Origin of the sequence: Rhodopirellula bahusiensis (assembly GCF_002727185.1) — a bacterium.
Taxonomy (GTDB): Bacteria; Planctomycetota; Planctomycetia; order Pirellulales; family Pirellulaceae; genus Rhodopirellula; species Rhodopirellula bahusiensis.
Genome location: NZ_NIZW01000014.1, coordinates 57,903 through 84,647 on the forward strand (window position 1 = coordinate 57,903; position 26,745 = coordinate 84,647).

Annotated in this window: 24 protein-coding genes; 11 read left to right on the forward strand and 13 right to left on the reverse strand. The window is 56.1% G+C overall.

The annotated features are described in order from the left end of the window. Window positions 1-5 precede the first annotated feature (5 nt). A complete protein-coding gene (locus CEE69_RS18160; protein WP_099262044.1) occupies window positions 6-629 on the reverse strand; it encodes an HD domain-containing protein in 624 nt (207 codons plus the stop codon). Window positions 630-741: 112 nt separating this feature from the next. Between CEE69_RS18160 and CEE69_RS18165 the strand changes: the two genes are divergently transcribed. The 7 genes from CEE69_RS18165 to CEE69_RS18200 all read left to right on the forward strand — a co-directional run bounded on the left by CEE69_RS18165 (window position 742) and on the right by CEE69_RS18200 (window position 9,371). After that, window positions 742-1,593, forward strand: a complete 852-nt coding sequence (locus tag CEE69_RS18165) for a PhzF family phenazine biosynthesis protein (protein WP_099262045.1) — start codon at window positions 742-744, stop codon at window positions 1,591-1,593. Beyond that, window positions 1,590-2,072, forward strand: coding sequence for a GNAT family N-acetyltransferase (locus tag CEE69_RS18170; RefSeq protein ID WP_099262046.1), 483 nt, complete (start codon window positions 1,590-1,592; stop codon window positions 2,070-2,072). The genes CEE69_RS18165 and CEE69_RS18170 overlap by 4 nt, the downstream gene beginning before the upstream one ends. A gap of 256 nt (window positions 2,073-2,328) precedes the next feature. Next, window positions 2,329-2,787 carry a MarR family winged helix-turn-helix transcriptional regulator gene (locus tag CEE69_RS18180; RefSeq protein ID WP_099262163.1) on the forward strand — a complete coding sequence of 153 codons (459 nt, stop codon included), beginning with the start codon at window positions 2,329-2,331 and terminating at the stop codon, window positions 2,785-2,787. Between the two features lie 170 nt (window positions 2,788-2,957). Continuing rightward, on the forward strand, window positions 2,958-3,581 hold the full coding sequence (locus tag CEE69_RS18185; protein WP_233215365.1) for a sigma-70 family RNA polymerase sigma factor: 624 nt from the start codon (window positions 2,958-2,960) through the stop codon (window positions 3,579-3,581). A 47-nt stretch (window positions 3,582-3,628) separates the two neighbouring features. After that, window positions 3,629-5,941, forward strand: a complete 2,313-nt coding sequence (locus tag CEE69_RS18190; protein ID WP_099262165.1) for a serine/threonine protein kinase — start codon at window positions 3,629-3,631, stop codon at window positions 5,939-5,941. 69 nt (window positions 5,942-6,010) lie between these two features. Further along, window positions 6,011-7,285, forward strand: coding sequence for a glycosyltransferase (locus tag CEE69_RS18195; protein ID WP_099262047.1), 1,275 nt, complete (start codon window positions 6,011-6,013; stop codon window positions 7,283-7,285). Window positions 7,286-7,397: 112 nt separating this feature from the next. After that, window positions 7,398-9,371, forward strand: a complete 1,974-nt coding sequence (locus CEE69_RS18200; RefSeq protein ID WP_233215366.1) for a LamG-like jellyroll fold domain-containing protein — start codon at window positions 7,398-7,400, stop codon at window positions 9,369-9,371. A gap of 17 nt (window positions 9,372-9,388) precedes the next feature. Here the strand turns inward: CEE69_RS18200 and CEE69_RS18205 are convergent, their stop codons facing one another. From CEE69_RS18205 to CEE69_RS18215, 3 genes are all read right to left on the reverse strand, one after another. Then, entirely contained in the window at window positions 9,389-10,063 is a 675-nt protein-coding gene (locus tag CEE69_RS18205; protein ID WP_099262048.1) for a DUF4956 domain-containing protein, read from the reverse strand. Then, entirely contained in the window at window positions 10,056-10,850 is a 795-nt protein-coding gene (locus CEE69_RS18210) for a polyphosphate polymerase domain-containing protein (RefSeq protein WP_099262049.1), read from the reverse strand. The genes CEE69_RS18205 and CEE69_RS18210 overlap by 8 nt, the downstream gene beginning before the upstream one ends. Window positions 10,851-10,946: 96 nt before the next feature. Further along, a complete protein-coding gene (locus CEE69_RS18215; RefSeq protein ID WP_099262050.1) occupies window positions 10,947-12,806 on the reverse strand; it encodes a CotH kinase family protein in 1,860 nt (619 codons plus the stop codon). A 190-nt stretch (window positions 12,807-12,996) separates the two neighbouring features. Here CEE69_RS18215 and CEE69_RS18220 point away from each other — a divergent pair, with 190 nt between their 5' ends. After that, window positions 12,997-14,181: a prenyltransferase/squalene oxidase repeat-containing protein gene (locus CEE69_RS18220; RefSeq protein WP_099262051.1), complete on the forward strand. Its 1,185-nt coding sequence runs from the start codon at window positions 12,997-12,999 to the stop codon at window positions 14,179-14,181. 42 nt (window positions 14,182-14,223) lie between these two features. Continuing rightward, window positions 14,224-14,931: a hypothetical protein gene (locus CEE69_RS18225; RefSeq protein ID WP_233215367.1), complete on the forward strand. Its 708-nt coding sequence runs from the start codon at window positions 14,224-14,226 to the stop codon at window positions 14,929-14,931. A 1-nt stretch (window position 14,932) separates the two neighbouring features. On the opposite strand, the gene CEE69_RS18230 is transcribed toward CEE69_RS18225, so the two are convergent. The 7 genes from CEE69_RS18230 to CEE69_RS18260 all read right to left on the reverse strand — a co-directional run bounded on the left by CEE69_RS18230 (window position 14,933) and on the right by CEE69_RS18260 (window position 21,203). Continuing rightward, window positions 14,933-15,649 (reverse strand): flavodoxin domain-containing protein, encoded by a 717-nt coding sequence (locus CEE69_RS18230; protein WP_099262052.1) that lies wholly within the window; start codon window positions 15,647-15,649, stop codon window positions 14,933-14,935. Further along, window positions 15,646-16,452, reverse strand: coding sequence for a DUF4198 domain-containing protein (locus CEE69_RS18235; RefSeq protein ID WP_099262053.1), 807 nt, complete (start codon window positions 16,450-16,452; stop codon window positions 15,646-15,648). The genes CEE69_RS18230 and CEE69_RS18235 overlap by 4 nt, the downstream gene beginning before the upstream one ends. A gap of 26 nt (window positions 16,453-16,478) precedes the next feature. Continuing rightward, window positions 16,479-17,006, reverse strand: a complete 528-nt coding sequence (locus tag CEE69_RS18240) for a DUF2271 domain-containing protein (RefSeq protein WP_099262054.1) — start codon at window positions 17,004-17,006, stop codon at window positions 16,479-16,481. A 36-nt stretch (window positions 17,007-17,042) separates the two neighbouring features. Next, window positions 17,043-17,699 (reverse strand): PepSY-associated TM helix domain-containing protein, encoded by a 657-nt coding sequence (locus CEE69_RS18245; protein ID WP_099262055.1) that lies wholly within the window; start codon window positions 17,697-17,699, stop codon window positions 17,043-17,045. 20 nt (window positions 17,700-17,719) lie between these two features. After that, entirely contained in the window at window positions 17,720-18,808 is a 1,089-nt protein-coding gene (locus tag CEE69_RS18250) for a DUF1559 domain-containing protein (RefSeq protein WP_099262056.1), read from the reverse strand. 175 nt (window positions 18,809-18,983) lie between these two features. Beyond that, window positions 18,984-20,093 (reverse strand): DUF1559 family PulG-like putative transporter, encoded by a 1,110-nt coding sequence (locus CEE69_RS18255; protein ID WP_099262057.1) that lies wholly within the window; start codon window positions 20,091-20,093, stop codon window positions 18,984-18,986. A gap of 288 nt (window positions 20,094-20,381) precedes the next feature. Next, window positions 20,382-21,203, reverse strand: a complete 822-nt coding sequence (locus CEE69_RS18260) for an ABC transporter ATP-binding protein (protein ID WP_099262058.1) — start codon at window positions 21,201-21,203, stop codon at window positions 20,382-20,384. Between the two features lie 56 nt (window positions 21,204-21,259). Between CEE69_RS18260 and CEE69_RS32540 the strand changes: the two genes are divergently transcribed. After that, window positions 21,260-21,577, forward strand: a complete 318-nt coding sequence (locus CEE69_RS32540) for a hypothetical protein (RefSeq protein ID WP_158231044.1) — start codon at window positions 21,260-21,262, stop codon at window positions 21,575-21,577. Further along, the gene (locus CEE69_RS18270; RefSeq protein ID WP_233215387.1) at window positions 21,558-23,138 is read left to right on the forward strand and encodes an enterochelin esterase domain-containing protein; all 1,581 of its coding nucleotides are present in this window, start codon (window positions 21,558-21,560) and stop codon (window positions 23,136-23,138) included. The genes CEE69_RS32540 and CEE69_RS18270 overlap by 20 nt, the downstream gene beginning before the upstream one ends. A gap of 13 nt (window positions 23,139-23,151) precedes the next feature. Here the strand turns inward: CEE69_RS18270 and CEE69_RS18275 are convergent, their stop codons facing one another. Both CEE69_RS18275 and CEE69_RS18280 read right to left on the reverse strand, forming a co-directional pair. Then, on the reverse strand, window positions 23,152-25,947 hold the full coding sequence (locus CEE69_RS18275) for an ABC transporter permease (protein WP_099262059.1): 2,796 nt from the start codon (window positions 25,945-25,947) through the stop codon (window positions 23,152-23,154). Continuing rightward, the gene (locus CEE69_RS18280; protein WP_099262169.1) at window positions 25,944-26,702 is read right to left on the reverse strand and encodes an ABC transporter ATP-binding protein; all 759 of its coding nucleotides are present in this window, start codon (window positions 26,700-26,702) and stop codon (window positions 25,944-25,946) included. Before CEE69_RS18280 ends, CEE69_RS18275 begins: the two co-directional genes overlap by 4 nt. Window positions 26,703-26,745 lie beyond the last annotated feature (43 nt).

Genomic DNA, 26,745 nt, shown 5'->3' on the forward strand with positions numbered 1-26,745 from the left:
CCGTTTCAGTCGGCCATTTCGCTCAGGAACTGATCCAAGAACGTTTTCATGAAGCGTTCTCGGTCCTTCGCGATTTGGCGAGCCGGTTCCGTGTGCAGCATCTCACGAAGCCGGAACAATTTTTGATAAAAGTGACCGGCGCCGGTCTTCGGGCCATCCAGCACGCTGGGGTCATTTCCGGCAATGTGAAATGGCTGACCGACGGTGGCTCCATATTCGATCGTTCGAACAATTCCAATGGCACCGAGAGCATCGAGTCGGTCGGCATCTTGCACGATTTTGCCTTCGGTCGAAAGTTCTTCCGCCGTTTCGTGCTTTCGAAACGAAAGATTGTCGACGATGTGAGCGACGTGATCAATCGTTGGTTGCTCGACTCCCAGATCGCCCAGGATTTCGCGGGAGAACTCGGCGCTACGTTCGATTCCATCATGGAATTTTGCGTCGCCGATGTCGTGAAGCAACGCTGCCAATTCGACGATCAAACGATCGCCCCCAACTTGCGTCTGAATTTCACACGCGGTGCGGTGGACGCGGCGAACATGATCGGTTCCGTGTCCGGCCTGTTGATCGGACATTCGTTGGTCCACAATGTCCGAGACGCGGCGGATAATTGTTTCTGGGGTGTTCATCGCAGAATCGTAACCGGAAAGAGAGTCCAATCGGAGGTGGCGGTGAACCTTTGGTGTCTCAGATGCCTCGTGGGAAGTGTTCAATCAACCTCCACTTCAGAGAGTGAATTGCATGTCGAAATCAGATGTCTTGATTTGGCAGGTGGACGCGTTCACCGATGAGCCGTTCGGCGGGAACCCGGCTGCGATCTGTGTGTTGCCCGAATATTCCAGCGACGAATGGATGCAGCAGCTGGCCAGTGAGATGAACTTGTCCGAAACGGCGTTTTTGGTTCCTCTCGGTGATCCATCGAGTTATCAATTGCGATGGTTCACCCCCAATGTCGAAGTCGATTTGTGTGGTCACGCGACGCTGGCGGCAGCTCACGTGTTGTGGGAGCAAGGTCTGGTCGAAGAAGACGCCACGGTCCGCTTTCAAACGCGGAGTGGTGAACTGGCGTGTACAAGGGGCGAGTTTGGCATCACGCTCGACTTCCCCGCTTCCGATTGTTCACCGGTCGATGATGCACAGCTCGTTTCGGATCTGAAATTGGCGATGGGAATCGACCACGCGACAGTCTTTGAATCTCCGTTTGATCTTTTGATGGTGGTGGAATCGCGGGAGATTGTGATGGAGCTGCAGCCGAACTTCCACCTGTTGAATGACATCCCGACTCGAGGTGTCATCGTGACCGCGGAGGACGACCGCGACGAAGTTGACTTCGTCTCACGCTTTTTTGCACCGCGGTGCGGGATCGACGAAGACCCAGTGACAGGATCGGCACACTGTTGTTTGGCACCGTACTGGTCCAAGCGACTGAACGCCAGAATGTTGGTTGGTCATCAAGCTTCTCGTCGTGGCGGCATGGTTCGATGCGGGGTTGTCGGCGACCGCGTGCGATTGACTGGCGATGCGGTCACCGTCTTTGAAGGGTGTTTGAAGATCTCGGTTCCGACAGTGGACGAGCAAAGGGATACGAAATGAAGCTGCGTCCGTTTCGTTCCGACGACGCGATCGATTGTTGGCGAATGTTTCGTGATACGGTTCATCGGGTGAATGCCCGAGACTATTCGCAGGAGCAATTGAACGCATGGGCTCCGGAATCGATCGACCTGGATCATTGGGCTCAACGGTTCGACGGGCATGTTGCCGTGGTCGTGGAATCCGATTCGCGGATCATTGGGTTTGCGGACATGAGTCACGCGGGGCACTTGGATCGGTTGTTCGTATCCGCTGATCACCAACGACGCGGTGTTGCCAAACTGATTTGGCGAGAGTTAGTTGAGCATGCTGTACGATTGGAATGCCAAACCGTTTGCACCGAAGCCAGCATCACGGCAAAACCGTTCTTTGAGTCGGTCGGGTTTGTTGTGATCGCAAGACAAGAAGTGGAGTGCCGTGGGGTCACGTTGACGAACTATCGAATGGAGTGGCGTCGAGGCGGATTGGTTGAATCAGTGTGAACTGAACCGTGGTTCCCGCAATGTCGGCATCTTTGGAACCCGCCCTCGTTTGGGAAAGCGTTTCTGCCAGAGGCTCGGCGGAATTTTTGGCATTTCGAATGCATGCCGCCGATTCATGACCAATGTTGTTGAGGTTGCTTTGGTATTTTTCGATCAAAGCAATTGGGGCACCGAAACAACAACAACTGCACGAACCGTGAAGGTGCGCGCAGTGGCCGACGATTGCCCCAAGGAACCATTGATGACGCCGTCCTCTCTGCGTGAAGAGCTCAAGAAAACGGGGCCGTTCGAATCCCTCGAACAAGAAGCCATGCTGGGTATTCTCCGTACCAGCGATTTGCTCGAAAATCGCCTCGCCCGACTTCTTCGAAAGTATGGGCTCACGCCGTCGCAATACAATGCGATGCGCATCATGCGAGGCGAAGGCGTTCCGATGCCGTGTCTGGAAGTTGCGGATCGGATGATCCAGGTGTCGCCGGCGATCACGCGTGTGGTCGACCAATTGTTGAACCGCGAATTGATCCACAAGCAACAATCCAGCGAAGACCGCCGAGTGTATTTGGTTGGTTTGACCGAGGAAGGCCTTGCTCTGGTCTGTAAATTGGACGAGCCAATTCAGGATTTGCATCGTGAATTGTTGGGGCACGTCAGCGTCGAAGACCTTCAGTCGCTCAATCGAATTCTGCAAATCGCACGAGACCAAGCGTCTGAGTAGTCTTGCTTCGATGTGCGGCGGGTGTGTTGGAAACGCCCGAACGCAGCCACCTCTGATAAAGTTTCAGGAATGAGTGGCGGTTCTCTGTTGGAGTCGCAACTGTTTCCAAGGTGCGGTGGGTTGTGTCACGATGTGGCATCCATGCAATCGTGCCGCTGATTTTGAACAACATGACTGAACGACTCGATCCTGACGAAACGCAGACTCGGATTGCCAAGCTGATTGCCGATGCGCGTTCGGGCGACCAGAACGCGTTGGGGGAATTGCTGGACAGTTACCGCAAATTCGTCAAGTTTTTGGCTCGTTCGGGTTTGCATCATCACTTGCGAGGCAAAGCCGATCCGTCGGATTTGGCTCAAGAGGTTTGCATCGCCGCGCACGGGAACATGGCCGATTTTCGAGGTCAAACCCCGGAGGAATTCGCGGGTTGGTTGCGAGGCATCCTGCAGAACATCTTGGCGATGCACTTGCGAAAGTATTTGGGAACACAGAAACGAGATCCACGACTGGAGCAAAATTTGAATGCGAGCTTGGTGAACGCATCGGGGTTCTTGCAGTCGAAGATTGCCGCGGATGTGACATCGCCGAGCCAGCATTTCGCTCGCAACGAAGCGTTTTTGCAATTGGCGGAAGCACTTGAGTCGTTGCCGGAACACTATCGCGAGGTGATTGTTCTGCGTCACGTCGAAGGGATGTCTTTCGCGGATGTCGCCAAGACGATGGGGAAGAGTGTGGACAGTGTCGAAAAACTTTGGGTTCGTGGACTCGCGAAATTGCGAACCATCATGACCTGAGTGGATTGAGATGGGCCACTGACGATCAACGCAACGAAGAGGGAAACATGGCCACTTTCGATGAAACCAATGACAACGGCGTGGTCGCTGCGGTCAAGGATTACATGCGGTTGCTCGACAGCGGAAAAGCTCCTTCGATCGATGCGTTTCTAGCCGAGCACGCTCCCATCGAAACGGAGCTGCGACCGGCTTTGGAAGGTCTCGCAATGTTGCACGGCGTGGGTGCACCGTCGGAGCCATCCGCGACCGCGGTCGGTCCCGATGCCGAATTCACCGCGAAACCCATTGGCGATTTTCAAATCGTGGGTGAATTGGGACGCGGAGGAATGGGGGTCGTCTACGAAGCCATCCAGCTCTCGCTCGGTCGCAAGGTGGCACTTAAAGTGCTGCCGTTCGCGAGCGGTTTGGACGAAGTTCGACTGCAGCGGTTTCGCAATGAAGCTCATGCGGCGGCGGCCCTGCATCACACCAACATTGTTCCGGTGTACGCGGTCGGTAGCGATCGTGGTGTGCACTACTACGCGATGCAAATGATTGATGGTCGCACGCTGGCCGACGTGATCGATGAGCTGCGGCAGGCGGATAAAAATGGGACGTCGGACGACACGGAACCATCGCGTGGAAAGATCGAGGCTGCTCCAACTCGGTTGAACAACACGACCGCGATGGGCACATCGATGGGACGACGGCGGCACTACGAGTCCGCTGTTCGAATGGCCCACGAAGCCGCGATCGCGATCGAGCATGCTCACCAATACGGTGTGATCCACCGTGACATCAAGCCAGGCAACTTGTTGATCGATGGCGCCGGCAAGGTGTGGGTCACCGATTTTGGTCTGGCTCATATCGAATCGGACACAAACAATCTGACTCGGACCGGCGACCCGATGGGGACGTTGCGGTACGCCTCGCCAGAACAGGCTTCCGGCAATCGGATGATCTTGGATCACCGTACCGACGTCTATTCGTTTGGAGTGACACTCTATGAGTTATTGACGTTGCAACCCGCCATCCAAGGCGAAGGTTTTCGCGAATTGCTCAACGCGGTGATTGAGGTCGACCCGCCATCGCCGATGTCAATCGCACCGGATTTACCCACTGAGTTGGATACGATCGTTCGCAAAGCCATCGCGAAGCAACCGTCTGAACGCTACGCGACGATGAAGGCTCTCGCGGATGATTTGCAATGTTGGTTGGATGACAAACCGATCCAGGCCAAACCGCCGACGGCACTCGAACGGTTGGCCAAATGGCGTCGCCGCAACAGTGGTTTGGTGGCGGCTGCCTTTGGAATGTTGTTGATCGCTTCGGTCGCTTTGTTGGTGACTGCGTTGCTCGTTTGGGGAGAACAACGGCAAACCCAATTGGCTCTCGATCGCGAAACACAGCAACGGGAATTGGCTGAGGAAAGCTTTCGGCAAGCTCGTGCGGCGGTCGACGCTTTCAGTGAGCTGAGTGAAAGCGAATTGGCCTATCGAGCGGGGCTTCAGGACCTACGTCGGACTTTCCTCGAGACGTCTTTGTCGTTTTATCGTGACTTCTTGGAGCTGCGTGCTGACGATCCGGCTTTGAAAAGCGAATTGGCGAAGACCTCCGCTCGTGTGGAAGCCATGGTCGAGGAACTGCAGTTGCTCGAGAACATTGGACCGTTGTTGCAGCTCTTGGAAGATAGCGTTCAGAAAGAATTGCAGATCGATCGTGAAAAGGCGGACGCGATCACCGATGCCGTCAAAATGCTTCAGTCCGAACGACATTCCTTGGCGAACGAAAACCCAGGCAACCTGTCCATTGAAAACGCAGACATGACAGCGTTGCTGGAATCGTTCGATTCGTTTTTGAAGCAGCAACTGAGCCCTGAGCAAATCGAACGGTTGCAACAGATCGCTCGTCAGCGTCGATTGCCGTTCACGTTCAAGTCCTCCGAAGTCGTCGCGGCTCTCGAACTGACTCGCGAGCAACGAGCGAGGATCGATCAGATCATCGAAGAAACGCGTCCATCACGCCGCGGTGGAGGCGATGGCGATCGAGGTCCCCGCGATCGCGAAAATGGCCGACGTGGTCCAGGACCAGGGGGACTCGAGTTTGGAATGCGAGGGCGATTTGATGGTGACCGGTCACCTGACGGGAATGGTTCCCGTGGCGGGCGGCCGCCTGAATTCGGCCGTCCTCCTGAGATGAATGGTCCACCTGAATTTGGTGGCCCGCCCGGTATGAAAGGACCCTCCGGATTCAATGGGCCGCCGCACGACATGTGGAATTCGGAAGGGACCCACTATACCGTCGAGAAGATCCTGGAGATATTGACACCTGAGCAACGAGAGAAATGGAACGAATTGATCGGCGAAGCGTTCGTTCAGTGATCGAGTGAACGCGATCTGAAGTTGCCTGTTTTGACGAAGCAGTTACGTGACACCTTGTTGGAATTTTGAATGAGGATTCTGGTGTTGACGGTGGGGACTCGAGGTGACGTGCAGCCGTACGTTGCTTTGGCCGTTGGACTGAAGGCGGCGGGGCACGAAGTGCAAATTTGCACCTGCCAGATCTTCGAAGACTTCATCCGTTCGCATGGGATCGACTACGCTCCGCTGAACAACGACATTCGCGATTTCATGGAATCGGAGGATGGTCGGGTGGCGATGGAAACAACCACCAATTTGTTTCAGGCCGTTCGGACGGGTGTTCGACTGATGCCGAAGCTCACGGGCATGATGCATCGCCAAGTCAATGAGATGTGGGACGCGGCCGAGTCGTTTCAACCGGATCTGATTCTGTTTCATAAGAAGGCCATCGGTGCAGAAGACTTTGCCGAGCGGCTTGGTTGTCGCTGTGCCCTGGCGTTTTATTTGCCGCTGTATGTGCCCACGGGGGAGTCGCCTGCGTTTGGGTTTCCAAGGTTGCCGTTGGGCCGTTGGTACAATCTCGCGACTTATCGTGTCATCGAATTCATCACTCGGCGGAGTGGAGGTCGGTTTGTGGGCAAGTGGCGGCGGTCGCTAGGAATGTCAAAGAGGCGTCCGCCGTATTTTCGTCATGCCGATGGCAGACCCGTCGCCGCGTTGCATGCCTACAGTCCCGCGGTGATTCCGAGACCAAGCGATTGGCCTGAGCACGCGACGGTGACTGGGTATTGGTTCCTGGATGCTCCAAATGAGTTCGATCCGGATCCGACGCTGGTGGAGTTTCTTCGGCAAGGCCCTCCGCCAATCTACGTTGGTTTCGGAAGCATCTTTGGTCGCGATCCACGAGCGACTGCCGAACGTGTCATTGAGGCGGTTCGCTTGTCTGGGCAACGCGCGCTGTTGGCGGCAGGTTGGGGAGGAATGGACCTTCGAGAATTCGATTTGCCCAAGACGATGCTTTCCATCGATGCGGTTCCGCATGATTGGTTGTTTCCACAAGTCTCCGCGGTGGTTCATCATGGAGGTTGCGGCACCACCGCGGCCGGACTTCGTGCTGGTCGACGCACGATCATCTGTCCTTTCTTTGGTGACCAACCCTTTTGGGGCCGAGTGGTTCATGAGCTCGGCGTTGGCCCCCAACCGATCCCGCAAAGAAAGCTCACGTCCCAACGGCTTGCCCAGGCCATCTCTCAAACGATGGATGATCGTGAGATGGAAGTCAGGGCGGACCAACTTGGCAAACAAATTCGATCGGAATCGGGCGTGCAGAACGCCGTACGATTCATCGATGAATTGAATGTTTGATCAGCTTGCAGCGCTTGCGTGACATGGATCGCTCGATCGCTTCAATGCGTCAGAAACAGCCATCGGTTTCGGTTATCGTAAGGGGTTCTCAACGCATGTAGGATGGGCACTCTTGCCCGTCAGAGTTGTGGGTGTCGGCCAAGAGTGGCCAACCTACAACAAAACCAAGACGCCGGTGAGCGAGGGAATGGACGTTGCTCCCTTCCTCGCTGACGCATCGGGTTATGATTGTGCGCTCGTTGTCGCGGTCCATTTTGGAGCTTTCGCGGTTGATCATTTCAGTCTCTCGTTGCTGCATCCCCTTTTGATGATCCGAACCATTTTGTTGAGTCTGTTTGTCTCGGTTCCTGTCCTGGCAATCGCGAGCGAACCCGTCCGCTGGTCGGCTGATTCGGCGCGAGCGAACGTTGTTGCAACGCACGGCAAAGCGGAGTTGTGTGCCGGGATCGAGGGTGAGAGCTGGTTGTTCAACGGGCAAACGGTGCTGGAGCCACAAGACGCGCGCGACGTTTTGAAGTCGGGGGAGTATTCGCTCGTTGTTTGGGTGAATCCCTACCGTTTGAATGCAGGTCAACAAATCATCGCGGCCAAGAATCGCTATTCCTTGGGCGAACGCGAATGGTCGCTGATGCTGGATGGCAATCGCCAATTCAGCCTTTATGTGTACCGAAATGGATGGCGAACCATCTCTGGGCCGGAACCTGAACTCGGCCGCTGGTATCAACTCTGCATGGTCATGAAACCTGAGTCTGCGGAGTTGTACGTCAACGGTGAACGGGCGGGATCATTGAAGCTGGATCGACCCGTGCAATCCACCGACGCGCCGCTGACTTTGGGTGGAGTGAACGAAGATGGAAACATTCGACAACCCTGGAATGGCGCGATCGACGAAGTTCAGCTTCTTCCAAGTGCATTGACGCCTGAAGAAGTGGCCGCGTCCTATCGTCCGGTCGATTCAGTTCATGATGTTCCGGTTCCTCCTCAGCCGTTCCCGCTGTGGGATGAGAACGTATCACTGGGCCGAGCCGATGGTCTGCCCGAGGTCGCTAACGTCGATTTCCACGTGATCAAAAAGTGGGACAAGCCTCGTGATGGATACACCTTCTTGCATGGCGTCTCGCTGGCGTGGCACAAGGGGAAGTTGTTTGCCTCGATCGGTCACAACAAAGGGGAGGAGAACACGGTGACCGAAGAAGCTCAGTTTCGCGTCAGCGACGATGAGGGAAAGACTTGGGGGCCGTTGGAGGTCATTGATGCTGGCGAGGAAGACAACTTGGCCATCAGCCACGGCGTGTTCTTGTCGCACGGCGAAACCTTGTGGGCATTCCAAGGTGCTTACTACGGAAAGATGGATGACATTCACACGCGAGCCTACCGGTTGGATGATTCCACTGGGGAATGGAAACCGCTTGGCGTGATCATCGAAAATGGATTCTGGCCGATGAATCAACCTGTTCGAATGGATGATGGCAACTGGATCATGCCGGGATTTCTTGGCCGAAGGTATTCGGGCGACGACGCTTTTCCGGCTGCGGTTGCGATCAGCCACGCGAATGATTTCACTCAATGGGATCTGGTGAAGATTCCCGTTGACGCTTCCATTCACCGGATGTGGGGCGAATCGAGTTTGTGGGTGGATGGCTCCAGTGTTTTCAACGTCGCTCGCTATGGTGGCGACGCGAAAGCATTGATCGCGAAAAGTGGCGACTATGGTCGAACTTGGTCTCCCTCGGAGATCACCAACCTTCCGATGGCGACCTCGAAGCCGGCGGCGGGTGTTTTGAGCAATGGCCAAAGGTATTTGATTTGCACGACGGCGGCGGAGAACGGAGGCAAACGCTCGCCGCTGACGATTGCCGTTTCGCGTCCCGGCAAAAATATGTTCTCCAAGGTGTTTGTCATCCGGCGATCGATGAATGGTGACGCGCCCGGTGAGTCAGCAGAACGGTTGAGTTTGTCGTACCCATGTGCCATGGAGCACGACGGCAAACTCTATGTTGGGTACTCGAACAATGGCGGTCGCCGCGCCAACCAGAACAGTGCTGAGTTGGCGGTGTTCCCCATCGAGTCACTTCAGATCCCCTGAAGGTTGCTCGATGTTGATCAGATGGGTTTGGTGGCGATCGATTCAACCGTTGGGATCGCATTCAAAGCAGCGATCAGCTGGCTGGCATCGGTGTCGTCTTTGGGCTGATAGCGATAGACAAGTTCCAACGAGCCGCCTCGGCGAGCGGTTTCCGCAGAGACGATCTCGTAGCTTTTGGTGAGCCGCTTCAGTTCGGACTCCCAGCCACCGACTGAATGCAGCCCGACTTTCATGGTCAAACGCCATGTCTTTCCGGTCAGCAGCGAGGGTTTCTCAGCCTTTGACGAGGGGCGTCCGCCGTTGAACTGTGTCGCCCAAGCCAGCGTGATCAAACCGAGGAAGGACACCCAGTATTGGCCGGCTCCGATCGCCATGCCGACGACCACCGCAGCCAAGACGAATGCGACATCTCGAGTGGACGACACCGCGGCTCGGAAGCGGACGATTGAAAGTGCGCCGACCAAGCTGAATGCTCGAGCGATGTTGTCGCCGATGATTTGAGTCGCCATTGCGATCAAGACGCTCATCAACACCAACGTCAACGTAAGCTGGTCCGCGGTATTGGACGGCGATTTGATGCGAGCGATCAGGGCCACGGCCCAGCCGCACAGCCACGCCAATGCGAGTCGCGTGGCAAGTGTCGGCAGGTTGGCATCGACTTCGGTGGAAACTTGATTGAGCCACTCAGGCATACGACACGATCTCCGTGTTCCAGTTCCATTCCGGCGGCAATTCGATCGCAGAATCGAACACGGGAACAGGTTGATGCAGGTTCCAACAACGAACGGCGGCTCGGTATTTTGAGAACCCGGTCACTGGAATGGGAAACTCACGAAGCAGTTCTTTGAAACGATGGGGCATGAACCGGTGAAACTTTAGTTCCAGGATTTCCAAACCCGTCGCTTTCACGCGTTGAGTCCGGTCGGAACCAGCCTCCTCGGATGCAACATCCCAACCCGACGCCGGGCTGGCGTGCAGTTGACTGTCGATGGTCAGACGCATGTTCTGACCCAGTTCCGAACCCATTCGAGCGAAACGACGATAGTGAATTTGCGTGGTCGGGCGGAGTTGTTTCTTGTTGGCTTGTTTGAGAAACCAGTCACCCAGTGCAGGTGTTGTCGGATCTGCTGAGTCCGACCGGGTGGAAGCTCGTTCGAGTTCCAGCAGTGTGTTCATCACTTCGTCTTCGGACCCAACGCAGCGTGTCTTTTGAACTTCGTTCTTTTTCTTTGATTTGCTTTCCAACCAAAGTTTCGACTCACAGCCATAGCGGCGAACCCGATACTTGCGACGCCCGATACTTCCAGTTTGATGGAACAGGTCCAATTGGGGCGTGTCGAGGTACAAGCTGTTGACGTCGTAGCTGTCGCCAGATTCGCAGTTCGGATCCGCTGTTAGATGCTCACGGGCCCATTGCTTGACTTCCAATGTCAGCGATGAATCCAGTTGGTACTTCAGTTCGATTCGTTTGTCGTTCATGACGTGATGGAATACTAAATTGCGATTGGTGAACGCAACGCCTCGCGGTCACAGTGGTGACTCGCGCGAGGCGTTGATGGCAAGTGACACGAGGTGCTACTTCAGCAGAAATTCGCGACGACCTTCGGCGAATGCCTTTAAGTTCATCGCACCATGACCGCGTTGCGGCGTCTCTGTGTGATCGGACGCACCTGTGGCACTGGTCATCGATTGGAATGATTCAAACGTTCCCAGTTTTCGTGTGTCCACTTTCACAAGCGGTTCGATCATTTTGGCTTGCGATTGAACAAACGGTCCGATCGTTTCCCATTTCAGCGAGTGCTCCGCGATGTGACGAATGTTCGCAAGGTAAGCGTCACGGTATTTTGGAACCGCCAGGACTTTGCTGCGAAGCGGTTTGGTTGGATCTTCCATTCCGATCAACGGATCCAAACCGAGCGGCGGTGCGGTTGATTCCGTTCCCGCACGGTTCGCGTCGCGAGGTTCATTTTGGTCAGGGCCGCCAAGTCCTCCGGGACCACCAAAGCCACCTGGTCCGCCGCGTCCACGACCACCTCGTCCGCCGGGGCCACCACGGCCTCCCGGACCACCTGGTCCGCCCGCGGCGCGGAAGGCTTCGTTCATATCGTGCGGGATGAAGTGGAACACGTCCTCCTTGTCCAGAACGATGCTGTAGTCGCTGGCTCGGATCCAGTAGCCGTCCGAGTTGATCAAGGCGTTGTCCAGTGCCAAGAACCAGAGCAGTCCGTCGACGTTGACCATTGGCTCCAGGGCGGCGGGAAGTTCAGCGGCTGGGGTTTTTTCCAGCACGCGGCACAAATCGACCAGTCGCTGGAGGTCTTTGTCGTTGCCGGACTTTTGTTCGAATGGGTGACGGTAGTCTTCTAAGTTTTCGCCGTGGTACTCCAGACCGCCGCCGCCACGTGGTGAGCCACTGACTTTCCAGCGAGCACCTTTGCCACTGTCAAAGTTTCGCTTGACGAAGTCTTTGTTGAATTGTTCCACGTTGGTGTACACGCCCCAGTCTTCACCGTTGATGACGACGCGGACGAAGTTGGCTCGTGGTGCAGGAATGTGTTGGTTGGCGATGTGTGAGTACAGCACGGTGCTCATCATCGAATCATCGCTGGCACCGTTGAGCAGGTTGAGCGTTTTGTAGCCTCCAATTCGTTGGTCTTCGTTGGCCATGTCGACTGAAATATTGAGCGACCGTTTGTAGCCACTCGGGACCATGCCGTACGACGACGCACCACGAAAACTGATGCCGCAATTGGGATAGGATTTTCCATCGATGGTGATGGTGGCCGGGACTTCCACGTCGGTGCTGTGAAAGGTTTCCATCTCTTCTTCCCAGTCATCATTGCTGAAGTCCAGGAACACGGTGCGGACGATCTGGGTGTCGTACAAGTCACCGTCGACCGGAGTGACGGATTCTTTCGTGATCGTTTGGCCGGGCGTGGGATCGGGACGATCACGATTCATTCCGGGGGGGCCGCCACCGCGTCGGCCGCCGCCACGTCGTGCTTCGTCACCTTGAGGTGGTCCAAAGTCGGAAGGAGGGCCGAATCCAGGTGGAGGCCCAAACCCTTCAGGCGGACCGAAACCGGGAGGAGGTCCGAAATCACCCCCGCGACCTTCGCCTCGATCGCGTCCACCTTCGGGGCCACGACCTTGGCCAGGACCACGCCCTCCGCCGGGACCACCGAAACCTCGTTGGACAGGATTCTCAGCGAGGAACTCGCGAGCTTCCTTGCGTTCGGCATCGTTCAGCCAAGCGTTGTCGTCGGTGTCGAATTTTTCGACGAGTTCTTGGTCTTGTTGGTTGGGACCACCTGGGCCACCGGGACCAAAGCCGGGCGGTTGAGCCTGAATGTTGGGTGAACAGCCGGGGCCGCCGATCAGAGCGGCTCCAGCAAACAACAAAACTGCGGGGCGGACGTGCGAGAAACGAAGCATTCAATTACCTGACAAACAAGACGCGAGACGGCGGGCGAAAAGCCTTCTCATGATCAGTTGCGATTCCAATTCGTAACCGCCAGGAAAAACTGTGAATAGTTTTGGACGGTTTGCTGGCACATTGCTTGCTTGAATGACCAACGCGTGAAGACAGAACGCTTCTCTTTCCCTTCTTCCTTGAGAAACACAGATGCATTGGGATTTCAACACTTCTGGGCTGACATCGGCTCGCCGGAAATTACGCCACGGTCGCCGGATTTTTGTCACAACCTGTGCGTTGGCGGTCATCAGTTTGCCGGCATTCGGTCAAGACGCCGGTTCAACGTCTGAAACCGAACCAGCTGGCAAAATGGAACAACTTCGCCGGCAGATCGTCGACAAAGGGCTCGCCTTTCTCGCCAAAGAGGGGCAGTCGGAGCAAGGAACCTTCTCGGACAAAGTCGGACCTGGCGTGACCGCCCTGGCCATCACTTCGGCACTCCGTAACGGTCAAGCCACCGATGATCCGATGGTCGCCGAGGGCCTGAAAGCGCTCGAAGGCTACGTCAAACCTGACGGTGGCATCTACGGCAACGGTCGGCTGAAGAACTATGAAACCTGTGTCGCGATGGTGTGCTTCGCCGAAGCCAACAAGACCGGGAAGTACAACCAAACTCTGAAGCGAGCCAAAGAATTCGTGACGGGGATTCAGTACGGCGAAGGAACCAAGGACCCGTCCGATCCCTGGTATGGCGGCGTCGGCTACGGCGGTGCAGGACGACCTGATTTGTCCAACACGGCGTACATGATCGAAGCCTTGCGAGCCGTGGAGACTCCGGCGAGCGACCCAGCGATTCAACGCGCGCTCGTGTTCATTTCGCGATGCCAAAATTTAGACAGCGAATTCAATGACACGCAGTTCGCGGACAAAGTCGATGACGGAGGGTTCTACTACGAAATTCCGACCACCAAGATTGATCCAAGCACCTCGGAAGAACGCTTCACTCCCAACGGCGGACTTCGCAGTTATGGATCAATGGGGTACACGGGTTTGAAGAGCATGATCTTTGCCGGTCTGACTAAGGAAGACCCTCGTGTCAAAGCCGCTCAAGCCTGGATCCAAGATCACTACAGCGTTGAGAAGAATCCCGGCATGGGGTCCGCTGGGCTGTATTACTACTACCACACCTTCGCAGCCGCACTGGATGCAGCGGGCCTGAAAACGGTTGCTGATTCCGAAGGCACGCAGCACGACTGGAAAGCCGACCTGGTCGCGGAATTGGCCGAACGCCAAAACGAAGATGGCTCGTGGAGCAACGACAATCAGCGATGGTTTGAAAACGATAAAAACCTCGCCACCAGCTTTGCTTTGATGGCCTTGGGACACTGTCAGTGAGTGTTGCTTGACATTTCACCGTCGGACGAATGAGGCAACCAAATGTGGAAACAATCCAAGTGGTTATGGGGAACCCAAGTCGCGGCATTTTGCATGCTTGCGATTTGGGCGGCCGCAGACCCATCCTTTGCGGACTTGGCGAAAGGCGGTTTTCTTTCACGTGAATGGATGTCAGCCAATCCAGTTCGCAGTGTTGGGATCGGTTTGACCGCGATCTTGGCCGTGGGAAGTCTGCTTGGTTTGCTGGTTCAGTTCTTTGCCAGATCATCGCCAACGACTCAGCACCGATCGTTGGCGCAGTTGTTGGCGGTGGTCACTTTGGCGGGGTTTTGGTTTGCGTTTGCGACCCACGTTGACTCGATCGCATGGCAAGGCAAACGGGCTCGGTTTGCCTTGCGTGTGGAGGGGCTGGAACGCATCGTTGCCCCACTTCGCGAAGAGTGGCCGGAGCGTGATGGTGAGCTTCCTGCCATCGGGCCCTTCATGGCTTATCCGTTTGGACGCCCGACCACGTTGGTGTTGTTGCAGGCTCCGTCAGTGGCGCAGCAATCGGTCTATGTCAGTGCGATTGAATTGCAGGACGGCGCGATCAAGTTGCAATTGACCGGAACCGATGGAGGCGACTGGGCGGAATGGCATCCACCCAAGAGTCGACCGAGTTCATTCGTGGGCGGTTTGTCTGACCCGCACGAAATGGAAACCGCCACACCGATTGGTCGCGGTTGGTACTTGGTTCGCTACCAAAGCTGAGTCACAGACTCGGTTGAGCGTTGCCGGCAAACTCTTCGACGAGTGCTTGCCAAGCTGACAATGCCAACGGATCGGCGTCATCGACTTCGATTCTCTCGTCGGCGGCCTTCGCATCGCACCGTTGCAACCAAGCGTCGATTTGTCGGCCGAACGCACAGTACTCGTCGTAACTGCTGTCGCCGAGTGCCAACACCACGTAGGTCAGAGATGACAAATCATGCTTGGAAGACATCACTTCCTCGGCAAACTCAAATGCGTGAACGGGCGGTTCACCATCTCCCGCTGTGCTGGCCAGAAAGAATGCGTGTGGAACGGTCTGCAATTGCTCGACGGACAATTCATCCAGAGGTAGCAGTTCGACAACTTTGCCAGCCGCACGTAGCAGTTCCAATGTTTGTTGTGCCAGTTCTTCAGCGAATCCTGTTTCGCTGGCGTAGACGACCAGCACCGAATCGTCGTTGGCAGAAGTCGCCGGGCGGTTCTCTGTCACTTGTTCGGAAGCGACCGAGGTGAAATTCGTCGTTGATGTTTTTGTCACCGAGTCATTTCGCAATGACCAGGCACACAGCAAGCCGTAGGCGACGAGAGAACCCGCCGCCATCCACCAACGTGCGGCACTCGGTGGTGCGACCCACCAAACGCCCTCGGTCCATTGTGCCAGGAACCAAGCGGCGATCATCAGCACCGCGAGGCAAATGGCGTTGACCTTTGAGATCATTGAGGCAGAACTTCGAAAGTGCCCGCGTAGCTCATTCGCCGGCCGACTGCGTTCTTGATCTTGGTCTCGTCGTCTTGGTGGCTGGTTTCGATCCAGTACATGCCGGGTTCATCCCAAGTGACTTGGAACTCGCCTTCTTCGTTCGTGGTGACGTTGATTTCTTCCTGCGAGTTGCGATAACGCGTGCCACCTTGAATCACAACGATTTCCAAATCCTTCTGAGGTTGGCCATTGACCAGGAAGCGGAAGGTGGCGGTTTCGCCTGCGTACAGGTCGTTGGGATGGGTCACAGGAATGAGTTCAATTCCTTTGCCAACTGGCTGCAGCGCGTCGAGCGAAGGTGCACCGTTGGTGACGAACGTTTCAATCCGGCCAAAGCTTTCGGTAATGCGAAGGTTAGTCGCGTCGGCAGGGATTTCCGATTCAATCGCAGCGGCGCTTCCACGCCAACGACGTCGTTTGCCGTTCTCTTCCCAGCTTGCAAAGGCACCATCGTTGACGACCGCAACGCGATAGGTACCACGTTGAGTCAGCGGAAGGTCAAAGACACTGCGATACTTTCCCTTGGCCTTGTTTTCAGCATCGACATGGGTTCCATCAGGAACCGTGATGACCAAGTTGTCCAACCCCAGTGGAAAGTGATTGAAGTAGAACAAGTCATTTGAAACGGCTGCATCGACAGTCAACCAGGGTTCGGGACCCGAGAACACAGTTTGCGATGGCAGCAACCAAACCTTGTGCGCGTACGAAGTGCTGGGGATGGCGGTCAACAGAAAGACAAACGATAGGAGCAAGCGATTCATGATCGATCTCTTGTGGGAAAGGAGGTTCACTTGGTGGATGGAATGACGAAGGTGACTTCGCCGAGTTCTTCTTTGCCAGCGGCATTCAGTTTTTGAGTCGTCTTGGATGGCCATACAAATGGCAGTTCCACAATTTCGCGGCCGCCGACTTCTCGCGAAGCCTCGACCATCAGGCTGTATTTGCCAGCCGGCAATTTTGAAAATCGTTGCTTGTGGTCGTCGAACGTCAGTTCATGTTTGCCGGCGGGGCGGGTGGCGCTGGACACACCATCCACGGGCATTTCCAGCGAACGTCCAGAACGCCGCCACCACTGACGCAGGTCGGGCAACCACTTGGTTCCTTCGCCTTCGCCGGATTTGGTCAGTTGGTACCAAACGGCCAAGTTCGCAACGCACTTTCGGTTTTCGTCTTGGATCCAGATTGCCACATAGGGACGGTGGTATTCCGAGACATTCAACCGTGGGATTTCAACGGTGGCTTTCCAGTCTTCGGCGGTCGTCTGGCTGACGCCGAGCAGAGCGATGCCAAGCATCAACGCAATTCGATTCATCATGGAAGGAAGTCGAGTTATCAAGAGGAAGGAAAGTGATTAGTGAATGAGCAACAGGGCCAATAGGAACGGCAGGAAGAGTCCGAGTCCGACCAGTGGCCAAGTCGTTTTTCGACGTCGAGCGTGTTCAACCAACAACAGCAGACCAGTGAAACAAAATACCAATGTGGCAATCGCGAAAAGATCGAGGAACCATTTCCATGCCGCTCCTGTGTTGCGTCCTTTGTGCAAATCGTTGAAGTAGGAGATCCAACCTCGCTGGGTCGATTCAAATTCGAACTCACCGGTCTCGCGATCGATCGCCAACCAAGCGTCGGAGCCGGGCCCGGGCATCGAGAGGTAAACTTCGTCTTCCGACCAATCCGCTTCTCGGCTTCCAATTGATTTGCCGGTTTGCTCAGTCAGCCACACGGCCAGTTCAGGCGGCAAGGCGGCTGATTCTTCTTCCGTCGAATTCGCAAGCAAGCTCACGAACTCCGGCGGCAAATCATCAATGACCGAATTGCGTTGCGGTTCGGTTTCAATTTGGGAAGCGTGGTTCAGCGTGATGCCGGTGATCGCAAACCCCAACATCCCGATCAAGCAAACTGCCGAGCTGGTCCAGTGCCATAACACCACCATCCGCAAAGCAGCGGATGAGAATCCGGTCTTTCGAATGGTGGGCGTCGCAGTCGTTTCGGCGGTTGGGTTGCTCATCAAGGAAGGTCAGCGAGGAATTAGTTGGACGAAATGGTCTCGACCTCGCGTCCCATTCGAGTCCAGCTAGCGTGCCAGACTTCTTGTTCGACCGAATCGGTCACGTTTTGAACGCTGCCATCAGCCATCAGAATTTTCACGAGCCCGGTATGATAGCTACGTGGTCCGGTGATTTTCGCCGAACGATAACTGAGATCGGGAATTTGGCTGTTCGGTGGCAAGTAGCCGTTCATGACGGCTCCATCAGGCACCGACCCGCGAAGCCAGTAGTGGTTGCGGCTTCCATCCCAACTGTTCGTGACCGCTTCAACAGGCGGGTACTGATTCTGAGCTGCCGCATCCAAAACTGTCGTGGCGATGGAGCTGACCGACGCGCGATTGGATCGAAGATCCATCTTGGGCGAGACATTGGCCACGTCGAGTCCGGACCCAATGCCCGTTTCAGCGAACAGGATGGTGTGGGAAGTTCCGTCGAGGATGTCACGGAATTTCAGCTTGGCGTTGACCCAGCACATACCGTCTGATGGAGTGCCGTTGCCAGGGTGGAAAACACCATCTTGGCCGCTGCCCTGGTTCATGCTGTAGCTGGTTCCCGCGATCTGAATGGAATCACCCGATGGCATCGTCAATCCGTGTAGAACAGCATTGACATCGCTGGGGCATTCGAACGCTGGTACTCGTGTCTGAGCAGCTTCACGCAATTCGACAGGAAGATCTTCGCGTGCGGGGTGTCCCATCGGGATGCTGAAGTCGATCAGATCTTGCAGTTGAGATTGCTCCAAGAACGGCAAAATTTTCGCGTGGGGCGAGAAGTCGTTTGGATAGGTCGGACCACTGAACCCATTGTTGGGGAACGCACCGGCGTAAGTCGATGCGTAGTTGTGTGTGGCCAGTCCGATTTGCTTGAGGTTGTTGCTGCACTGCATCGACCGGGCGGCCTCACGTGCGGCTTGAACGGCGGGCAACAATAAGCCAACCAACACGCCGATGATCGCGATGACGACCAACAGTTCGACCAATGTGAATCCGCGATGCAGTTTTGGAATTGCGAACGGTTCCGTCGATTGAGAGTTGATTGGCGTTGAGCCAGCTTCGTCTTGGTGAGTCATTCCGGTTCTCCTAGGAGGGCACATGTTTGTGCGAGGCGAACGTGGCTGGCTATTGAACCGAGGTTCATGGCTGGCTTCGTAACAGTGAATTGAAAAAATGCTGAGCGACAATTGCAGTGAGCGTTGTGCGACTCAGCGATGTGTGATTGAGTTGAGTCGAGTTGTAGGAATCGCATCAACGATTCTGTGAAATCGTTTCCACTTCGCGACCCATTCGCGTCCAGCTCGCGTGCCAGATCTGCAAATCGATTGAGTCGGTCACGGCTTGCACACTGCCATCGGCTAAAGCGACTTTGACCAATCCTGTGTGATTGCTGCGAGCGGCGGTGATCTTGGACGAGCCGCGAACCAAGTCGGGAATGTTGCTATTGGGTGACAAGCGGCCGTTGATGATTGGGCCGTTGGGAACGGTGCCTCTCAACCAATAATGATTGCGGTCGCCGTTCCAACTGGTGATGTACGACTGAACGTCGGCGATGTCACCTGAGTCTGCGAGGTTGGCGACCGCGGTGCTCGCTTCAGAGACTCCCGCACGAAAGAACTGTGGATCCATCGTGGGCGTCGGTGTGTCCGAGTTCAGCCCGCCACCGATCAGTGTTTCTGCAAACACGATGGTGTGGCTGGTGCCGTCGAGAATGTCGCGGAACTTGACCTTCGCGTTGGTCCAACACAGTCCGTCGGGTTCGCCGATGCTGGGGTGAAAAACACCGTCCAGTCCACTGCCTTGGTTCATTGCGTAGCTGGTGCCAGCGATCGGAATGGTGGCTCCCGATGGCATCGTCAACATGTGCACGTCTGCGTTGACATCGCTTGGGCATTCATAGGTTGGGACTCGAGTGCCAGCGGCTTCATGCAAGCCTTCGGGCAAATCCGCAAGCGCGGGATGACCCATGTAGATGTCGAAATCAATCAGATCTTGCAGTTGAGCTTGCTCAAGGAATGGCAAGATCTTGGCAAACGGCGAGTAGTCACTCGGGTATCCGGCTGGCCAACTGTAGCCGTTGTTGGGGAAGGCACCGTTGTAGGTCGATGCGTAGTTGTGAAGCCCAAGCCCAAGTTGTTTGAGGTTGTTGCTGCACTGCATCGAGCGGGCGGCTTCGCGAGCGGCTTGGACCGCTGGCAAGAGCAAGCCAACCAGGACGCCGATGATCGCGATGACCACCAACAACTCCACCAAAGTGAAACCTTTGTGACGCGCGGCGGGGCGAGCAGAGCCAGCTTGCTTCGTCTCGGTTGAGACCGGTTCAGGGGGCGTCGACGAAGAATCGAGAGGCGAACGGGGCATTAAAAACTCCAGCCGGAAGGCACACTGGGTACGGATCTACTTCAGCGGATCGGGCCTCACCGCGGTGGTGAGATCGATCAAGAAGCGAAACGAACGTGGCTGGCTGGAGGGTGTGAACCCGTTGCTGGCTGCGTCGACGAATCTGTTATTGCGAGTCAGTCGCAATATGGTGCTGGTTGATCCGAACGGTTACAAGGGGGAAAACGAGGCGTACGGGTGATATTTGAGCTATTTCAAGGCAAAACGCTGTTTTCTTACGGGAAACAAGCGGTTCTGCGGCAATTTGAATCAGGGCGAATGGGCCATTTCAGGGGCACCAGTCGAGACGATTTGTTGGTACCGAGCTGCTAGCGACTGAGCATCTGTGCACTCTTTCGTGAGGAATTGGCTGACGATTCGGCCGTCCTTGAGAACGACGACGCTGTCCGCCCAAACCGCCACACTGGGTTCGTGAGTGACCATCACGATGGTCCGTTGTTGTTGATCGCACAGATTTCGCAGCAGTTTGCAGATCGAATCACCCGTTACGGAATCCAGACTCCCGGTGGGTTCGTCAGCGAAGACGATGGCCGGATTGGTGATCAGTGAACGTGCGATCGCAACGCGTTGCTGCTCACCACCACTGAGTGCGTCGGGGCGATGGTGCAAGCGATCTTCGATACCCAATTGCTGAGCAAGTTCGGTTAGCTCGGATTCGTCGGTCAAGCTTTCTCCCGCGGCATAGAGCGGGAACAGAATGTTGTCTCGTGCTGATAGAGACGGCACCAAGTTGAACGCCTGAAACACCAAGCCGATGCGCCTGCGTCGAAAGCAGGTGAGTTCATAGTCCGACAGATCAGCGATGTTCTGACCTTCAATCAGAACGGACCCCGATGTCGGACGAGTCAATCCGCTCATCAAGTGCAGCAACGTGCTTTTGCCTGACCCACTGGCTCCCATAACCGCGACAAAAGATCCTGCTTCGACGTCGAGGCTGACATCACGCAACGCATCGACCTGGCGAATGCCTTGCCGATAAGTTTTGGAAATGGACTGAACCGTTGCGGTTGTTGGTTGAGAACGTTCGGGCACAGACATGGGTGGCGTGATTGGTGGCATCGAGTCGGTCACAATGGTGGTTGAGCGAAGGATGGTGCTTTGATTAAGCACGAGCCGTGCCAGGGGCAATGCATACATCGATCGATCGCAACACAGACGGCGTCGAAGCCAACGATTTGCGGGGTGCAGCGAATTTTGTTGTCGGTTTCGGTCTGATTCGAGTGAACGACTTTGCAGGAACCGCCGGCGAAATAGCCATCGCCCGCGACCGAAATTCCATCGAGCTTGACGGTGGTGGTGGGGAATCCACAATCGGCACCATTGATTCCAGCGAGCAACATCGAAGAGACCAGCATGATTCAACAAAGGAAGACTTTGGCTTTTGCCACAACCGCGATCCTGCTGGTATGGGCATCCCTTGTGTCGATGCGGTCGTTGTCTGCTGATGATTCACCGATGTTGCATGTTGGGGCTGTTCACCGCGGAGTGTTGGATTCACGCGAGAACGGTGATGACACCGCGAAGACCACGTCGTTGCTTAGGTTAGATGCGAAACGCGGTGACTTCGTCCGTGGTTCGATTCGAGGGAAAGGCATTCAGCTTTGGTTGGTCGATCAGCATGGTGAACGCATTCGACGTCTGACCAATGGCGACGGTGCGATGGCGACCTTCCTGTTTGTGGTCGACGAGCCATCGCGAGCTGCGTTGATGGTGTCCGGTCCCGAAAATCAGAATTATGAGTTGCGGATTGATTCGGTCATCCCCGCGGCGGAACAGTTCCAAAGTTTCGATCGAATTGAGAGCCCTATCCTGTCGGCTTTGCAGCGGAAGCTTCACAACGGTGGCAACACAACGGAGTTCTGGCAGGCCGTTGCTCGTGATGGTTCGCCGCTGGTAGAAGACAACAACGCCGATGAATCGCTTCGCGAAGATCAAGCTTTGGTCACGTTTTTGTGGCGGGGCGCCGAGCACAACGTTCGCATCTTTGGTGCCCCATCGGGCGATCACGATGAGATGCAACGTCTTGGTGACAGCGATATTTGGTATCGCAGTTATCCGGTGTCTCGAAAAGCTCGCATCAACTATCGCTTGGCGCCGGACGTGCCTGTGTTCGATGGAAGTTATCGAGACCGTCGGCGTGCGATTCTTGCGACGGCTCAGCGAGACCCATTCAATCCGTTGTTCGAACCGGCCAAGCCGGTCGATCAGTTCGATGGCAGTTCCGTGGTTGAGTTGCCGGATGCGCCGGTTGTTCCTTGGCTCGATTCGTCTTCAGAGTCACTCGCTGGCTCGATGACGACGCTGGAACTCAAAAGCAAAATTCTGGCGAACACACGCGATGTTCATTTGTATCGTCCTGCCGGATACGATCCCGCTGCTTCCGGCAACGCGTTGTTGGTCGTCTTTGATGGAGATCAGTACATCGACGAGGTGAACCTGCCGACGATATTGGATAATTTGATCGCCGCGAAACGGATTCCGTCCACTGCCGCCGTTTTGATCAGCAACCCAAGTCCGAAGTCTCGGGCCGTGGAACTTCCTTGCAACGACGACTTCGTTCGTTTCTTGACCGAAGAGCTGATGCCGTTCGTTCATGAGCATTCGATGGACGCAACTCGAGAGAACACCGTGTTGGTTGGTGCCAGCTATGGTGGATTGGCCTCGTCATACGCAGGGCTGAAGGCTTCCGAGGTGTTCGGCAATGTGCTGAGCCAATCGGGATCGTACTGGTGGTCGCCGGGAGGTGAGTTTGGTTCGGTCGAATCAGGCGAACCCAATTGGCTGATTCGTGAATTTGTTCGTGCGGATCGAAAGCCTGTTCGGTTTGCATTGCAGGCGGGGACTTTCGAAACGGCCAGCGAGATCTTGTCCGGCAACCGACATTTTCGAGACTGTTTGCGAGCGAAGGGTTATGACGTTCACTACAGCGAATTCGTTGGCGGCCACGGCTACTTTCATTGGCGTTACGCGATTGCCGATGGTTTGATCGAATTGCTTGGAAACTAGCGAGGCAAGCTACTCAACTGAATTCGTTTCCGGATTGAAGCAGGTCCATCGGTCGCGATCTGCCGATCGAGATGGCGGGCCAAGCGGCAATGCCAACGCCGAGTAGCAGCACCAACAGAAAGCCACCCATGATCGGCAGCCACGGGATCACGAGCGGTGGGTGCAGTCCGCCAAAGAAGCTCATGTATTGAGCCATCCCGCTGCCGCACCATCCGCTCAAGATGCCAAAGCCAAGGCTGAGCACGCCGGCCACAAATGCGATCAGCAACCCTTCGACCAAGATCGCGCGGGTGAGGTCCGAGCTGGTGAAGCCGATTGATCGCAACACGCCAAATTCCCAACGCCGAGATCGAACGGACGCCAGCATCACGTTCAGCACGCCCAGGCAGGAAATCAGCAGCGAAACCAATGGGATGTAGCTGATGACCCAAATCCATCGACGCGCGGTGACGTCCAGGCGATGGCGAATTCCCTGCACGGGAACGACTTTGGCAAGTTCGTCCTCGGTGGCATCGCTTGATGGCGTTTCCGAATCGGCCGGTTCATCGGCGAGGGATTGTTCGACCAGATTGCTGGCGAAGGCTTGGATGCTATCGACGTCGGCATCGTCGCTCGCGTACGAGAACCACACGTGGGAAGCAGTCGGCAAGTCAAAGTCCGATGCGACGGAATCGTAATCCGCGATGACCAGAGCGGCGGCGCGGTGCGTTCGAGTTCGCAGGCCGGTGAACTTCGTCTGCCAATGCCATCCAGGAAGTTGGACGACGCCGGCGATCACATAGCTGACCTGATTGTCAGCGTTTCGCGGCGGAGAGACGGAGATCGAATCGCCTAGTTGGAGTCCTGTTTCTTTGATGAAATGATCGGGGACAATGCAGGCACCGCCTTCTTGCATTTGCTTCACAGCGTGGCGAGGGTTGCCCGCGACCCATTCCAGTTGCAGCAGCGGATGCTCTCCAATCAGGGCTGGTTCGGGATCCAGTCCAATCATCACCACGTTGTCCTGGCGAATGACGGACGGACGTTCGGCGCTCCCGGTGAGATCTTCGACCAACCGAGGCTGTTCCACCACCATCGGCAGGCAACGCTGGGGATCCACATCGGGATGGTTGGCAAGCTTTCGTGCTTCCTCCGGAACCAGTCCGGGATTCAACATCACGACGGCGTCGGGCGTCCATTTTCCTGGGATGAAGGATTCCAACATGGTGAATCCCCAAACCTGGATCCCGACAAACAGCCCCAGCCCAAATGCCATCGCGATCGCGGCGCCGACGGTTCGCCACAGGTGGCTGGTGATCTGGCTGGCCAGCAGCTTGGGATCGATCCGAAACCATCGGGCAAAGGTCGGGCCGACGTGACGATCGACCCAAGCAACGATCGAGGGAGCGATCACGAAGAAGCCAATGCTGGAACAGAGGAACCCAATTCCCATCGCCAGACCCACACTGCTTTCGCTGGGCGGGAAGACAAATGTCAGCAGAGGATTGATTGCAATCAGCGTGATTCCCACCAGCAATCGCAGCCAACCGGGACGTTGCGAGATCGGAGTTTGATGAAGCGGTGCGACGGCATCGAGCGGTTTGACGCGAGTGCTTCGATAGGCCGGCAGCAGCGACGCGAGGAAGGCCCCGCCCAAGGACGCGAGCACCGCGAGGCCCAGGTTTCGGCTGCCCAGTAGGATGCCATGGTGCAGCAATTCGCCAAACAAACCTTCCACGATTTGCAGTAGTCCCCACCCGACAACGATGCCAGCGACCAATCCCAACACACCGAGCACCAACCCTTCGACCACGATCAGGGAAAGGATTTGCCATTTGGTGAAAGCGATCGCTCGCAGGACGGCGTATTGTCGGGTTCGTTCGGTCACACCCATGCTGAGCGAGCAAAACGTCACCAGCATCGCAACCAACATGGCCACGCCGGTGGCGGCGTAGGATTGCAGTTTGACGTTCTCGGCCTCGGACGCTTGGTCGAGTGCTTCTTCGATTTCGTAGGCTTCTTGAAACTGAAGGGGCGTTTCATAGCGGTTCAATCGCGTCGCCCATCCAAATCGAAACTTCGTGATGTCGGCTTGGTCTTGGACGGAGACACCGAGCAAGCTGATTTGAAACGGCTCGCCGAGAATGTCTTCCGCCAATTCGACGTTGATGAACGCTTCCCCAAAGCTTGGCGTCAGCATGGGGATCGATCCCACGCCTAACTTGGGAGTGGGAGGTGCATCGAGCAGGCCGACGATCTTGAGCGCCAACGTGTCTTGCCCGTCGGCTCCGGGACGTGGTCGTTCGACCGTCAGCCAGTCGCCGAGATGCAACTGACGACGTTCCGCCACGTCTGCTCGCAAGACGACTTGTGGTGAGGTGGCGTCAGAAACGATCCAATTTCCTTCCGACAGATCGAAGGGAGCTTCTGGCGCATCCGTGGCCATGAACATCAGGCTGGGCAGCAATCCGCGTGGCCCGTCTCCGGGACCCGGGGAGGTCGATTGAACCGCGGGCGGCAGGTTTGAATTTTCAATGGCGATGTGTTTGGCCCACATCGGATCGACTGCTGCGACGGCGGGGTCTTCGCGTAGCGGTTGCAAGGCGTCAGGCGTCACGAAATCGTGTTCGTCTCCGCTGATGGGAGCGATGGCCAGTTCGTAGCGGCCCAGGGCCAGGTTGCTGAACTCGTCATACGTTTTGTGCAGCGCTTCGTAGCTGCTGGAAACCCAGATCACCATGCAAACGGCCGCGGCGATGGCGACCGTGGTCAGGGCTGTGCGAGTGGTGCGTTCGCGAAGAAACGCCAAGGCGAGCCGAATGACTTTCAATGCACCGCCTCCGCACCGAGTGATTCTTGATAGCGATTCGCGATGATCTGCGGGTCTCGTGTGCCCAACGTTTCAAACTCGGCCAGGTTGGTTCCGTCCTTCATGACCACCACGCGGTCGGCCCACATCGCAACGTGGGGTTCGTGGGTCACGACCACGACGCTGCGTTGATCTTCATCGACGAGGCCACGAAGAAGCTGGCAAATCTGAGTCCCGGTGACCGAATCCAAGCTGCCGGTGGGTTCATCGGCTAGCAGGATGGCTGGGTCGCAAATCAGGGCTCTCGCAATCGCGATGCGTTGTTGCTCGCCGCCGGAAAGAGCCATGGGGCGATGCGAACGTCGCTCGTTCATCCCCAGCCGATCGAGCAGGCGTTCGACGCGATCGTCCAAGTTACCAGCGTCGGTTGCGGGGAGGCGAACGTTCTCTTCCGCGGTCAAAGCTGGGATCAAGTTGTAGGCTTGGAAGACGATCCCCAAGTTCTTTTGTCGGAACTTGGTGAGCGCGACGTCGCCCAACTGCGAGAGATCTTGCCCGGACACGAACACTTGTCCCGAGTCGACTTGGATCAGGCCCGCCATCGCATGCAGCAGCGTGCTTTTCCCCGATCCGGATGCACCCATGATCGCCACAAATTCGCCTGGACGGACGGTCAAGTTGACTCCATCCAACGCGTGAATGGTCGAATCGCCTTGGTGATAGCTCTTGCAAACTTGGTCAATTTGAAGCGGCGGCGTCATGTTGATCGAAGGCACGGAAGGATGACCCTTTGAGTTGTGTTTTTCAAAGCTCAACGCA

Excerpts from the sequence above, each read along its gene's own strand:
- CEE69_RS18160 (WP_099262044.1), bottom strand. The coding sequence starts at position 629 with ATGAACACCCCAGAAACAATTATCCGCCGCGTCTCGGACATTGTGGAC.
- CEE69_RS18165 (WP_099262045.1), top strand. The coding sequence starts at position 742 with ATGTCGAAATCAGATGTCTTGATTTGGCAGGTGGACGCGTTCACCGAT.
- CEE69_RS18170 (WP_099262046.1), top strand. The coding sequence starts at position 1,590 with ATGAAGCTGCGTCCGTTTCGTTCCGACGACGCGATCGATTGTTGGCGA.
- CEE69_RS18185 (WP_233215365.1), top strand. The coding sequence starts at position 2,958 with ATGACTGAACGACTCGATCCTGACGAAACGCAGACTCGGATTGCCAAG.
- CEE69_RS18190 (WP_099262165.1), top strand. The coding sequence starts at position 3,629 with ATGGCCACTTTCGATGAAACCAATGACAACGGCGTGGTCGCTGCGGTC.
- CEE69_RS18195 (WP_099262047.1), top strand. The coding sequence starts at position 6,011 with ATGAGGATTCTGGTGTTGACGGTGGGGACTCGAGGTGACGTGCAGCCG.
- CEE69_RS18205 (WP_099262048.1), bottom strand. The coding sequence starts at position 10,063 with ATGCCTGAGTGGCTCAATCAAGTTTCCACCGAAGTCGATGCCAACCTG.
- CEE69_RS18210 (WP_099262049.1), bottom strand. The coding sequence starts at position 10,850 with ATGAACGACAAACGAATCGAACTGAAGTACCAACTGGATTCATCGCTG.
- CEE69_RS18215 (WP_099262050.1), bottom strand. The coding sequence starts at position 12,806 with ATGCTTCGTTTCTCGCACGTCCGCCCCGCAGTTTTGTTGTTTGCTGGA.
- CEE69_RS18220 (WP_099262051.1), top strand. The coding sequence starts at position 12,997 with ATGCATTGGGATTTCAACACTTCTGGGCTGACATCGGCTCGCCGGAAA.
- CEE69_RS18225 (WP_233215367.1), top strand. The coding sequence starts at position 14,224 with ATGTGGAAACAATCCAAGTGGTTATGGGGAACCCAAGTCGCGGCATTT.
- CEE69_RS18230 (WP_099262052.1), bottom strand. The coding sequence starts at position 15,649 with ATGATCTCAAAGGTCAACGCCATTTGCCTCGCGGTGCTGATGATCGCC.
- CEE69_RS18235 (WP_099262053.1), bottom strand. The coding sequence starts at position 16,452 with ATGAATCGCTTGCTCCTATCGTTTGTCTTTCTGTTGACCGCCATCCCC.
- CEE69_RS18240 (WP_099262054.1), bottom strand. The coding sequence starts at position 17,006 with ATGATGAATCGAATTGCGTTGATGCTTGGCATCGCTCTGCTCGGCGTC.
- CEE69_RS18245 (WP_099262055.1), bottom strand. The coding sequence starts at position 17,699 with ATGAGCAACCCAACCGCCGAAACGACTGCGACGCCCACCATTCGAAAG.
- CEE69_RS18250 (WP_099262056.1), bottom strand. The coding sequence starts at position 18,808 with ATGACTCACCAAGACGAAGCTGGCTCAACGCCAATCAACTCTCAATCG.
- CEE69_RS18255 (WP_099262057.1), bottom strand. The coding sequence starts at position 20,093 with ATGCCCCGTTCGCCTCTCGATTCTTCGTCGACGCCCCCTGAACCGGTC.
- CEE69_RS32540 (WP_158231044.1), top strand. The coding sequence starts at position 21,260 with ATGCATACATCGATCGATCGCAACACAGACGGCGTCGAAGCCAACGAT.
- CEE69_RS18270 (WP_233215387.1), top strand. The coding sequence starts at position 21,558 with ATGCGGTCGTTGTCTGCTGATGATTCACCGATGTTGCATGTTGGGGCT.